Annotated in this window: 10 protein-coding genes and 1 tRNA gene; 3 read left to right on the top strand and 8 right to left on the bottom strand. The window is 65.2% G+C overall.

What is annotated here, in order from left to right:
- Window positions 1-66 precede the first annotated feature (66 nt).
- The 3 genes from VGF12_RS22525 (at window position 67) to VGF12_RS22515 (ending at window position 7,644) form a co-directional block, all read left to right on the top strand.
- A complete protein-coding gene (locus tag VGF12_RS22525) occupies window positions 67-2,586 on the top strand; it encodes a response regulator (RefSeq protein WP_331178284.1) in 2,520 nt (839 codons plus the stop codon).
- Between the two features lie 642 nt (window positions 2,587-3,228).
- Window positions 3,229-4,800 (top strand): methyl-accepting chemotaxis protein, encoded by a 1,572-nt coding sequence (locus VGF12_RS22520; RefSeq protein WP_331178283.1) that lies wholly within the window; start codon window positions 3,229-3,231, stop codon window positions 4,798-4,800.
- The gene (locus VGF12_RS22515; protein ID WP_331178282.1) at window positions 4,801-7,644 is read left to right on the top strand and encodes an EAL domain-containing protein; all 2,844 of its coding nucleotides are present in this window, start codon (window positions 4,801-4,803) and stop codon (window positions 7,642-7,644) included. It abuts the gene before it with no gap.
- Between the two features lie 220 nt (window positions 7,645-7,864).
- Here the strand turns inward: VGF12_RS22515 and VGF12_RS22510 are convergent.
- The 8 genes from VGF12_RS22510 to infA all read right to left on the bottom strand — a co-directional run.
- Window positions 7,865-7,941: transfer RNA gene (locus tag VGF12_RS22510), tRNA-Met, on the bottom strand.
- Window positions 7,942-8,127: 186 nt separating this feature from the next.
- Window positions 8,128-8,517, bottom strand: coding sequence for a 50S ribosomal protein L17 (rplQ, locus tag VGF12_RS22505; RefSeq protein WP_331178281.1), 390 nt, complete (start codon window positions 8,515-8,517; stop codon window positions 8,128-8,130).
- A 103-nt stretch (window positions 8,518-8,620) separates the two neighbouring features.
- Window positions 8,621-9,610, bottom strand: coding sequence for a DNA-directed RNA polymerase subunit alpha (locus VGF12_RS22500; protein WP_331178280.1), 990 nt, complete (start codon window positions 9,608-9,610; stop codon window positions 8,621-8,623).
- 139 nt (window positions 9,611-9,749) lie between these two features.
- Window positions 9,750-10,373 carry a 30S ribosomal protein S4 gene (rpsD, locus tag VGF12_RS22495; protein ID WP_331178279.1) on the bottom strand — a complete coding sequence of 208 codons (624 nt, stop codon included), beginning with the start codon at window positions 10,371-10,373 and terminating at the stop codon, window positions 9,750-9,752.
- A gap of 216 nt (window positions 10,374-10,589) precedes the next feature.
- A complete protein-coding gene (rpsK, locus tag VGF12_RS22490) occupies window positions 10,590-10,994 on the bottom strand; it encodes a 30S ribosomal protein S11 (RefSeq protein WP_056194196.1) in 405 nt (134 codons plus the stop codon).
- Window positions 10,995-11,020: 26 nt separating this feature from the next.
- Complete coding sequence (rpsM, locus tag VGF12_RS22485) at window positions 11,021-11,386, bottom strand: 30S ribosomal protein S13 (protein WP_331178278.1); 366 nt, start codon at window positions 11,384-11,386, stop codon at window positions 11,021-11,023.
- Between the two features lie 34 nt (window positions 11,387-11,420).
- Window positions 11,421-11,534: a 50S ribosomal protein L36 gene (gene rpmJ / locus VGF12_RS22480; protein WP_056194202.1), complete on the bottom strand. Its 114-nt coding sequence runs from the start codon at window positions 11,532-11,534 to the stop codon at window positions 11,421-11,423.
- A gap of 60 nt (window positions 11,535-11,594) precedes the next feature.
- Window positions 11,595-11,718 (bottom strand): translation initiation factor IF-1 (gene infA / locus VGF12_RS22475; RefSeq protein WP_331178298.1); only part of this gene is annotated, 124 nt, incomplete at its 5' end.

The following is an 11,718-nucleotide window of genomic DNA, read 5'->3' as shown; positions in this document are numbered from 1 at the left end:
GCGGAACACAGTTGGACTATCCTGTTAGCGAGCGCTCATCGGTGACGGGCGCGGCAGGGAGCCGATGTGGAAGCACACAACCTGCCCCGTGAGGGCGGTGAGTCTCTCGAAGCGGTCACGGCCCAGGACGGGCCGGCCTTCTTGCTGAACCAGCCGGCAGGTCCGCGCGAGCGTCGCCATGCGCTCGTCGTCGCGCTGGTGTCGTTGGTCGTGTTCGCGGCATTGCTGCCCTTCGCCAAACTCAAGCTGGCGCCGGTGCCGGCGTTCATTCCCATCTACGAGTCGGCGCTGGTACTGACCGACCTGATCACGGCTGTACTGCTGTTCGGCCAGTACCGCATCCTGCGCTCCCAGGCCCTGCTCGTGCTCGGCTGCGGCTACCTCTTCACGGCGCTGCTGACGACGGCCCATGCGCTGACCTTCCCCGGCCTCTTCAGCACGTCCGGGCTGCTGGGCGCCACGACGCAGACCACCGTCTGGCTCTACATGCTCTGGCATGGCGGCTTTCCGCTCTTCGTGCTCGGCTACGTCGCGATCAAGTCACGCCCCCGCCTGGGCGGTCCGGCACTGGCCTGGCCGCTGGCCACGCTGGCGGCCGCCACCGGCCTCATCGCCCTGGCGACGCTGGGGCACGGCTGGCTGCCCGACCTGCTCGTGGGCGGCCGTTATTCGCCGGCCTTCCAGGCCGCCGTTGGCAGCGTCTGGCTCCTCAGCCTGGTGGCGCTGGGCGCGCTGTGGCGGCAGCGGCCACGCACAGTGCTGGACCTGTGGCTGATGGTCGTCTGCATGGCCTGGCTGTTCGACATCGCCCTGTCAGCCATGTTGAACGCAGCGCGCTTCGACCTCGGCTTCTACGCCGGCCGCATTTACGGCTTGCTGGCCTGCTCGGTGGTGCTGATGGAGCTGCTGCTGGAAAACAGCACGCTCTACGCCCGCCTCTTCAAGGCCTACGAGGCGGGGCACCGCCAGGGCGAGGCGCTGACCGTCGCTCGCGAGAAAGCCGACGCCGCCAATGCCGCCAAGAGCCTCTTCCTAGCCAGCATGAGCCACGAGATCCGCACCCCGATGAACGCCATCATCGGCCTGACCAACCTTGTGCTGGAGTCACGCCTGGAGACGCGCCAGCGCGACTATCTCGCCAAGGTGCAGACCTCGTCCAAGGCTTTGCTCAGCCTGCTCAACGACATCCTCGACTACTCCAAGATCGAAGCCAGCAAGATCACGCTGGAGAAAGAGGAGTTCAGCCCCGAAGAGCTCATCGAGAACGTCGGCCACCTGTTCTCCGCGCGGCTGGAGGAAGCCGGGCTGGACCTGCTCTTCGAATTCGACGACAAGCTGCCCGACCGGCTGGTCGGCGACAGCCTGCGCCTGACGCAGGTGCTGAACAACCTCGTCGGCAACGCCATCAAGTTCACGCCCAAGGGCGAAATCGTCGTACGCGCCGAGTTCCTCGGCGAAAAGGATGACTGCATCCAGCTGCGCATCGCGGTGCGCGACACCGGCATCGGCATGACGCCCGAGCAGGTCGGCCGACTGTTCCAGGTCTTCGGCCAGACGGACGCGTCCATCGCGCGGCGCTACGGAGGTACCGGACTGGGCCTGGCCATCTGCAAGCGCCTGGTGACGCTAATGGGCGGCAGCTTCGAAGTCAGCAGCGCGCCCAGCCAGGGCAGCACTTTCGCATTCACATGCAGCTTTGGGAAGGCCGGGCCCGGCGTGGAGCGCATCGACCTGCACCGCATCCGCGGCATGCGCACCCTGGTCGTCGACGCCCAGCCCACCGAGCGCCTCATCCTGCAGCAGATGCTGCAGAGCTGGCGCTTCCAGGTCGGCGTGGCCTCCTTCGGTGACGAGGCCCTGTACCGGCTGCGCCAGGCGGAGGCTTCGCATCCCTACGAACTGCTGCTTCTGGACTGGAAGACAGCCCAGGCCGACTTCGTCGACGCGGCCCGGCACACCGCCACCGAGCGCGGCATGCCCCCACCCGCCGTCATTGCGCTGGGCAGCCTGCATGCCAGCGAGCGTGTGGCCGAGGAGCTGCAGGGGCGGCCGGGCACGCAGGTGCTCGTCAAGCCGGTCACGCCCTCGCGCCTCTTCGACGCGCTCATGCAGTTGCAGCAGCAAGAGCCTTCGTCCGCAGCGGCCTCGGGCAACAGCATGACCGAGTTGGCCGAAACCATGCGCCCCCTGCGCGGGGCGCGCGTGCTGCTGGTCGAGGACAACCCCGTCAATCAGCAAGTGGCATGCGCCTTCCTGGCCATGGTCCAGCTGGAGGTCGAGGTGGCAGAAAACGGGCAGCAGGCCATCGAGCGCCTTGAGCATGCAACTTTCGACGCGGTGCTGATGGACATGCAGATGCCCGAGATGGACGGCGTCACCGCCACGCGGCTGATCCGCGCCACGCCCCGTCATGCCCGCCTACCCATCATCGCCATGACGGCCGGCGCCATGGAACGCGACGTGCAGGACTGTCTGGCCGCAGGCATGAACGCCCACGTCAGCAAGCCCATCGACCCGCGTCAACTGCTGCGTACGCTGCTGGCTTGGATCCCGCCTGTCACGCGCGTCGACGGACAGCGGGGTTAGGGCTGCCGCTCGAACTCCATCTCTCAGTCGACTGCCAACTGCAGCCGCCTTCAGCGGATCGAGCCTGCTGCCTGTGCCAATGGCCGCCGGTCATGTGAATCCAGCGCAGCACATGCGCATGGGATGGACGCCCAAATCATCGTCGCACTGGGGCTCGGGAGCGCCGTCGCCGCTGCCGAAGATGAGCGGGGCTCCGGACGGTGGGGATCGTGACCGTCCGCCTACCAACCGCCGTCGGCGCGTGGCCGTGTCGAAGCCGCGCAATGTGGCGCGCCCTGGATGCCAGGGCACAGATCCAGCGCGATGTGTTCGAAAGGGCCCACGCCGTTCATCAACGGCCAAGCTCGGCAACTGACCGCTCGGGCATGGGCTGCGCCGCGCGGAGACGGCAGGTTTCCCGCGCCCCGGTATCGGCATGAAGGCCTGGCAACGCCATCGAGGGGCCGACGGCAGCATTTATCAGCCATCAATCACACCGTCTTTGATCCAACGCAAAGAGTGCTGACAAGACACCCCACCCTCGGTGGATTGGCAACGGTTTGTGTACGAACGAAAAAATCAGCGGATACCCTTCGCGTCCCGTCAAGAGACATAGAGACCCGAGGGCGCTGAAGCAGCCCCGGCGACGATGGAAGGGGCGCAATGAATCGCTTGAAGATTTCGACCCGGCTGAACCTGCTAATTGCATGTTTGCTGACTCTGGTGGCGCTCGTCGGAAGCGCCGGCCTGACGGGCATGTCACGCGCCGACGATGCGCTGCAGAACATGTACGAACGCAGCGTGGTGCCCATGGCCCGCATCGCAGAAATCCAGGAGCGCCTGCTGCGCAACCGGCTGGCGATCGCCGTCGCCCTGGTGACGCCGGACGAAGCGACGATTGCGCGCAGCGTGGGGGAAGTGGAGGAGAACATCGCCGCCATTGACAAGGTCTGGCGCGAGCATCTTGCCGGCCCAATGGGGCCCGAACAGCAACGGCTGTCCGGGCAGTTTGCCGAGCACCGACGGCTCTTCGTCACCGAAGGCCTGCGGCCGGTGGTCACGGCGCTGAGGGCACGCGAGATCGCCCTCGCCAACCGGCTGGTCGTCGAAGCCCTGCGACCGCGATATGTCGCCGTGGCGGCCGACATCCAGGCCCTCATGGAGCATCTGCGCACCTCCGCGCAGACCGAGCATGCGATGGCGCTGGAGCGCTATGTGCTCATCCGCAACCTGTGCATCGCACTGGGAGTCGGCGCGGCGCTGCTGGCTGTGGGCTTTGGGAGACTACTGACGCGCGGCATCAGCTCGGCCTTGCATCAGGCGATCGAAGTCGCGGAGGCCGTCGCCCGCGGCGACCTCAGCACGCCGGTGAACGTTGAAGGCAAGCACGAGATCTCGCGCCTTTTGGCCTCGCTCGAACGCATGCGCTGCGCGCTGGCCGTCGTGGTGGCGGGCGTGCGCCGCGACGCGGAAGGCGTCGCGAGCGCCAGCGCACAGATCGCCCAGGGCAACACGGACCTGTCCAGCCGGACCGAGGAGCAGGCCGCCGCGCTGCAGCAGACGGCGGCCTCCATGGCTCAGCTGGACTCGGCAGTCAAGCAGAACACCAGCAATGCCAAGCACGCCGACGAACTGGCCCAGACCGCCAGCCAGGTGGCATCGCGAGGTGGCGAAATGGTCGCCGAGGTGGTGCAGACCATGCAGGGCATCAACGAAAGTTCGCGCCGCATCGGCGAGATCATCTCGGTCATCGACAGCCTCGCCTTCCAGACCAACATCCTGGCATTGAATGCCGCGGTGGAGGCGGCACGCGCTGGCGAGCAGGGGCGTGGCTTTGCCGTCGTTGCTGGCGAGGTCAGGTCGCTGGCTCAGCGCAGCGCCCAGGCGGCACGCGAGATCAAGGCGCTGATCATGGGCAGCATGGATCGGGTGGACAAGGGCACCGAGTTGGTCGCTAAGACGGGTGCCGCCGTGAATGATCTGGTGCAGGCCATCCATCAGGTCAGCTCCGTCGTAGGCGGCATCAGCCTCGCCAGCCACGAGCAGAGCGAAGGCGTCGCCCAGATCGGCGAAGCCGTCAGCCAGATGGACCGCGCCACCCAGCACAACTCGGCGCTGGTCGAGGAAACCGCGGCGGCGGCGGAAAGCCTGAGGCAACAAGCCAGCCAGTTGGTCCAGGCGGTCGAGGCGTTCCGAATCCAGGCCGAACCGGCGGCCACCCCTGCCGGGTTCTAGATGAGTGTCGGCTGGGAAATCGCCGCGGCCGCCGCCGGAGCCCTGTTCGTTGTCCTGATGGCGCTGCATGTGTGGCGCCTGCGACGGGATCGCCTCGCATTCGCCTCGCCCAGCCGCTACCACGACCGGCTGAGGGGTGCCCAGCTGCATCGACAGGTGCGGGTCGCGCTGTATGCCGTGCTCTTCGCCGCAGGCGGCCATGCCTTCTTCCTGGCCTGGCAGGCCGAGTCAGCCCTTGAACGCCACGGCCTGGAGGCCGAGGCCACCAACCTGGCCGGCCGGCAGCGCATGCATAGCCAGCGCATTGGTCGGATCGCCTCGCTGCTGGGCCAGTCTCCTGCGGAACGAGCCACCGACAGAAGCGTACTCGCCGAGGTCCTCGAGCAGGCCCAGCAGGACGCCGGCTCGCTGAAGGCCTTCCTGCACGCCGAGTCGCAGGGTGCGGACGAGGTGTTCGACGCGGCGGTGGTGGCACGTTGGGACGAGTCCCGAGAGTCCTTGATTACGAGTGCGCAGGCAATGCTGGACGCCATGCGCCAGGGTCAGCACCCGCAGCAGGCCGACATCGAGCCCGTGCAGCGCGCCGTCGAGCCCGCACTGATGGCCGCCGAACAGCTGGTGGCGTCGATCGATGCGACGCTAAAGGCGCGGCACAGGAGCGAAGTCGGCCGGTACAAACTGTGGGCGGTGGCGACCGTCGTGCTGCTGGTGGCCATGGGACTCATCGTCGCCGAGCCGACCGCCAGGGTCGTCAAGTCCCAGTACCTGCGCATCGCATCACAGACCCGCGAGCTCGAACGGCTTGCGCTGGTCGCGGAGTTGACCAAGAACGCTGTCATGATCACTGACGGCCGGTTCCGCATGACATGGGTCAACGATGCGTTCTCGCAGATCACGGGCTATGCCGCCGGCGAGGCCCTTGGCAAGAGCCTGAGCGGACTGCTGCGCAGCGAGCTGGAAACTCAGCCAGGCCTGGCGCACATCGAGCGGGCTATCGAGTCCGGGCGCGGGGGCCGTTCGCTGGTGCTCAACCGCCGCAAGGACGGCAGTGAGCTCTGGCTGGACATCGACATCCACCCGCTGCACGAGGACGAGGAAGGTCAGGCCGGATTTGTAGCGGTGGCATCGGACATCACGGAGCGGCGGCGCGCCCAGACCGACCTGCGCATCGCCGCCATCGCCTTCGACTCTCTGGAGGCCATCGCCATCACCGACGGCAAGCAGGCCATCCTTCGGGTCAATTCGGCGTTCACGCGGATCACCGGCTACACGGCCGCCGAAGCTCGCGGCAAGGTGGTGGGGCGGCTGCTGCGGTCAGGGCGGCACGACGCGAGCTTCTACGAGGCCATGTGGCAGCAGTTGCATGCCCACCGCCACTGGCAGGGCGAGGTCTGGAACCGCCGCAAGGACGGCCAGATCTACCCCGAGTGGCTCAGCATCACCGCCGTGACCGACGACGATGGCGCTGTGGCGAACTACGTGGCGGTGTTCACTGACATCACGCAGAAGAAGCTTGCGGACGAGACCATCCACAACCTGGCGTTCTACGACGCGCTCACCGAACTGCCGAATCGCCGCATGATGCGGGACCGGCTCGACCAGATCTGGGCCTCGGAGACGCGGCAGCGATTGGCTGCGGCCGTGCTGTTCATCGATCTGGACAACTTCAAGGAGCTCAACGACAGCCGTGGCCATGATGTAGGGGACGCCCTGCTGATTGAGGCGGCCCGCCGGCTGCGGGCATGCGTGCGGGTACACGACACCGTCGCACGCCAGGGCGGCGATGAGTTCGTCGTCATCCTGTCCGATCTTCATCCTGAGCTGCACCACGCCGTCAAGGACGCGGAAGCCGTGGCGGAGAAGATTCGCACCACACTGTCCCGGCCCTACGACGTCGGCGGTGCGTGGCACTGCACCGCCAGCATCGGAATCTGCATGCTGCATGGCAGCGACGAGCCGGTCGATGAGATCCTCAAGCGCGCTGACATCGCCATGTACGAGGCCAAGCGCGCCGGTCGCAACGCAGCGCGCTTCTACGACCCGGCGACGCACGCCGCGATCCAGGAGCGCATAGGCCTTGAGGCCGACCTGCGGGGTGCCCTTCCTGGAGGGCAGTTGCTGCTGTACTACCAGCCCCAAGTCGACGGCAACAGCCGCCCCATAGGCGCCGAGGTGTTGCTCCGTTGGCGTCATCCGACGCGCGGCATGGTCTCGCCCGGCGAGTTCATCGGCTTGGCCGAGGAAACGGACCTCATCCTTCCGATCGGCGACTGGGTCCTGCGAGAGGCCTGCCATCAACTGCGCGCCTGGGCCGATGCGCCGCTGACCCGGGACCTGCAGCTGGCTGTGAATGTCAGTGCACGGCAGTTCCGCCAGGCAGACTTCGTCGAGCAAGTGGGGCAGGCGCTGAACGAGAGCGGCGCCAATCCACGCCTGCTCAAGCTGGAGCTGACCGAGAGCCTCGTGCTCGTCAACATCGAAGACACGGTCGCCAAGATGAAGGCTGTCCGGGCGATGGGCGTGCGTTTCGCGATCGACGACTTCGGGACCGGCCAGAGCTCGCTGGCCTACCTTACCCGGCTGTCCCTGGACCAGCTCAAGATCGACCAGGCCTTCGTCGCAAGCATGCTGAGCTCCCGCACCGACGCCGTCATCGTGCAAGCCATGATCGGCATGGCCAATACGCTAGGCCTGGAGGTCATCGCCGAGGGCGTGGAAACCGACGAGCAACTGGCCTTCCTTGGTGCCAGCGGCTGCCACTGCTACCAAGGCTATCTCTTCGGCCGCCCCATGCCCATCGAGCAGTTCGCGGCGCAGTGGGCAGGAGAGGCACGGACGGGGTGACGGCGCAGCGCTCAGCCGCCAACATTCAGCCGAAACAGACCCGTCCCGCACATCGCGTGCCCGGTGCGCCGAAGAGATTGCCCACCGCGGACGCACTCATGCGCCGCCGGCTGACATGCTCGGCCTTGTACCTTCAAGTCGGGATCGCCGACACGGCGCGCGACTTGAGCTGAAAAGGAAAAACCCGCTGAGCGACTGGCACTCAACGGGTCTCCGGTATTGGTTGCGGGGGCCGGATTTGAACCGACGACCTTTGGGTTATGAGCCCAACGAGCTACCAGACTGCTCCACCCCGCGACTGAAGCTAGCAGTATACACCAGTTTCTGAGCGATTGGCAAATTCCACTGCAAATCGGCACGGGTCCCGCGAGCCATGCCGACGACCACCTTCGATGTTCAGATCTCCCGTCGGCACGACTCGCACGACGCAGGCGGAAAAAAGCCCGCACGAGGCGGGCTTTTGCAGATCAGCGCGGGCTGAGCTTACTCGGCGGCTTCGCCGGCGGTCTCGCCTTCAGGACGGTCCACCAGTTCGACGAAGGCCATGGGCGCGTTGTCGCCGACGCGGAAGCCCATCTTCAGGATGCGGGTGTAGCCGCCCGGACGGGTCTTGAAGCGCGGGCCCAGCTCGTTGAAGAGCTTGGTGACGATGTCGCGGTCACGCAGGCGGTCGAAAGCCAGACGGCGATTAGCCAGGGTGGGTTCCTTGGCGAGCGTGATCAGGGGCTCGACAACCTTGCGCAGTTCCTTGGCCTTGGGGACCGTGGTCTTGATGGCTTCGTGCTGCAGCAGCGAAACGCACATGTTGCGCAGCATCGCAGCGCGGTGGGCGCTGGTGCGGTTGAGTTTGCGGAGGCCGTTACGGTGACGCATGGTGCTATTCCTTTCACTTCGTTAATACCGACAGCCGTATCAGGTACTGCCGGGTGCACCGGGTGGCGTTGGTCAGCGCGCCACCCATTCATTTCAAATCAGATCAGCGCTTGTCCAGGCCTTGCGGGGGCCAGTTCTCCAGGCGGGCACCGAGCGTGAGACCGCGGGAAGCCAGGACTTCCTTGATTTCGTTGAGCGACTTGCGGCCCAGGTTGGGCGTCTTGAGCAGCTCGGTCTCGGTACGCTGGATGAGGTCGCCGATGTAGTAGATGTTCTCGGCCTTCAGGCAATTGGCCGAACGCACCGTCAGTTCGAGTTCGTCGACCGGGCGCAGCAGGATCGGGTCGAAGCTGCTCGAGCGCTGGGCCGGCTGGTCGAATGCATCGACCAGGTCGGTGCCTTGCAGTTGAGCGAAAACGGCGAGCTGTTCCACCAGGATCTTGGCAGAGGAACGGATCGCTTCCTCGGGCGAGATGGCGCCGTTGGTTTCGATTTCCATGACCAGCTTGTCGAGGTCGGTACGCTGCTCGACGCGGGCGTTCTCGACGGCGTAGCTGACGCGCTTGACGGGCGAGAACGAAGCATCAAGAACGATGCGGCCGATGCTCTTGGTCGGCTCATCGCCGAAGCGGCGCATCGTGCCGGGCACGTAGCCACGGCCCTTCTCGACCTTGATCTGCATGTCGAGCTTGCCGCCTTGCGACAGGTGGGCAATGACGTGCTCGGGGTTGATGATCTCGACGTCATGCGGAGTCTGGATGTCGGCCGCAGTGACGGGGCCTTCACCTTCCTTGCGCAGGACCAGGGTCACTTCTTCGCGGTTGTGCAGACGGAAGACGACGCCCTTGAGGTTCAGCATGATGTGAACCACGTCCTCTTGCACGCCGTCAATTGCCGAGTACTCGTGCAGCACGCCGGCGATCGTCACTTCCGTCGGCGCATAACCCACCATCGACGAGAGCAGCACACGGCGCAGGGCGTTGCCCAGGGTGTGACCGTAGCCGCGTTCGAACGGCTCCAGCGTGACCTTGGCGCGATGGCCGCCCAGGGGCTCCACGTTGATGGACTTGGGTTTGAGCAAGTTGGTTTGCATGAGGTCTTTCTTTCAATACCCTCGGTTCGTTACACCGATAAGGCTGAGGACCAGCCGGGCAGAGCCTTCGAGGGGCTGTGATGCCCGGACGAGGAAACGCCGACCGCGCCCGGATGGGCGCGATCGGCGGGGGAAAACATTAACGCGAGTACAACTCGACGATCAGCGATTCATTGATCTCGGCGCCGAACTCGTCGCGGTCCGGAGCCTTCTTGAACACGCCTTCGAGCTTGGTGCCGTCGACGCTGACCCAGGCCGGCAGGCCAATGGAGTCGGCCAGCTTGAACGACTCGGTCACGCGCAGCTGCTTCTTGGCCTTTTCGCGCACAGCGACGGTGTCACCGGCCTTGACCATGTAGGAGGCGATGTTGACGACGTCGCCGTTCACCACGATGCCCTTGTGCGAAACCAGTTGGCGGGCTTCAGCGCGGGTGGAGCCGAAGCCCATGCGGTAGACGACATTGTCCAGACGCGATTCCAGCAATTGCAGCAGGTTCACGCCCGTCGATCCCTTGCGGCGCTCAGCTTCGGCGAAGTAGCGGCGGAACTGACGCTCCAGCACGCCGTACATGCGCTTGACCTTCTGCTTCTCACGCAGCTGCAGACCGAAGTCCGACGTGCGCTGGCCGGAGGTGCGGCCGTGCTGACCGGGCTTGCTGTCGAACTTGGCCTTGTCGCTGATGGCGCGACGGGCGCTCTTCAGGTAAAGGTCGGTGCCTTCGCGGCGGGAAAGTTTGGCCTTGGGGCCGAGATAGCGTGCCACTTTGAGTGTCCTTGTTCAATCTGACGCCAGGGGTGACTGACGCGAGTCCAGCCGGTGTTGTTATGGGCTTGGACGGTGGGCTTAAGAATCGTCTCGAAATGAGATCGACTCAAGACTGAAGCCGGCGCGGCACCTGAGTGCCCGCCGGCTCCGGGAAAACGCGCGATTATCGCACCGTCATCCGAATCTGCAAGGTCCCGCTCGAGCGAGCTGGACTTAGATGCGGCGGCGCTTCTGCGGACGGCAGCCGTTGTGCGGCACCGGCGTCACGTCGGAGATCGAGTTGATGCGGATGCCGAGGGCAGCCAGGGCACGCACCGACGACTCACGACCCGGGCCGGGGCCCTTGATCTTGACGTCCAGGTTCTTGATGCCCTGTTCCTGAGCGGCACGACCTGCCACTTCAGCCGCCACCTGGGCTGCGAAGGGGGTCGACTTGCGCGAACCCTTGAAGCCCTGGCCGCCCGACGAAGCCCACGACAGGGCGCCGCCTTGACGGTCGGTGATGGTGATGATGGTGTTGTTGAACGAAGCGTGGACGTGCGCGATGCCGTCAGCAACGTTCTTGCGGACCTTCTTGCGAACGCGTTGAGCCGCCGAATTGTTGGGAGCCTTTGCCATATTGACCTTCTTTCAGTTCGGGCAGCTTACTTCTTGCCGGTCGCAGCCGACTTGCGCGGACCCTTACGGGTACGGGCGTTCGTGCGGGTGCGTTGACCGCGCATCGGCAGGCCGCGGCGGTGGCGGAAGCCACGATAGCAGCCGAGGTCCATCAGACGCTTGATGTTGATGGACTGCTCACGGCGCAGATCGCCTTCGATGGTCAGCTTGTTGACTTCATCGCGGATCTTTTCGAGATCGCCATCGGTGAGGTCCTTGACCTTCTTTTCGAACGGAATGCCGCAGCTCGTGCAGATCTTCTGGGCGGTCGTACGGCCAATGCCGTAGATCGACGTCAGACCGATCTCAGTGTGCTTTTGCGGCGGAATGTTGATACCAGCAATACGTGCCATGGTTGTCCTCTAGTCCTGTCGTGCGCGCCGGGGATTAGCCCTGGCGCTGCTTGTGGCGCGGGTCGGTGCAGATCACACGCACCACGCCCTTGCGGCGGATGATCTTGCAATTGCGGCACATCTGCTTCACGGATGCCGAAACTTTCATGGTCTGCTCCTTGGCCTAACTCTTATGCGCTCTTGACGCGTTCCCGGGGGTTCAAACAGCTCACTTCGCCCGGAACACGATGCGAGCACGACTCAAATCGTACGGGGTCAACTCGACCGTCACTTTGTCACCTGGAAGTATGCGAATGTAGTGCATCCGCATCTTTCCGGAGATATGGCCGAGA

The organism is Roseateles sp. (assembly GCF_036404855.1).
Lineage (GTDB): Bacteria > Pseudomonadota > Gammaproteobacteria > Burkholderiales > Burkholderiaceae_C > Pelomonas.
Note: the sequence above shows the minus strand (reverse complement) of the source record. Positions and strands in the feature narration are given on the sequence as shown.

What these genes read in the sequence shown, in the direction of transcription:
- VGF12_RS22520 (WP_331178283.1), top strand. Translation starts at nt 3,229, where the DNA reads ATGAATCGCTTGAAGATTTCGACCCGGCTGAACCTGCTAATTGCATGT.
- VGF12_RS22515 (WP_331178282.1), top strand. Translation starts at nt 4,801, where the DNA reads ATGAGTGTCGGCTGGGAAATCGCCGCGGCCGCCGCCGGAGCCCTGTTC.
- rplQ (WP_331178281.1), bottom strand. Translation starts at nt 8,517, where the DNA reads ATGCGTCACCGTAACGGCCTCCGCAAACTCAACCGCACCAGCGCCCAC.
- VGF12_RS22500 (WP_331178280.1), bottom strand. Translation starts at nt 9,610, where the DNA reads ATGCAAACCAACTTGCTCAAACCCAAGTCCATCAACGTGGAGCCCCTG.
- rpsK (WP_056194196.1), bottom strand. Translation starts at nt 10,994, where the DNA reads ATGGCAAAGGCTCCCAACAATTCGGCGGCTCAACGCGTTCGCAAGAAG.
- rpsM (WP_331178278.1), bottom strand. Translation starts at nt 11,386, where the DNA reads ATGGCACGTATTGCTGGTATCAACATTCCGCCGCAAAAGCACACTGAG.
- rpmJ (WP_056194202.1), bottom strand. Translation starts at nt 11,534, where the DNA reads ATGAAAGTTTCGGCATCCGTGAAGCAGATGTGCCGCAATTGCAAGATC.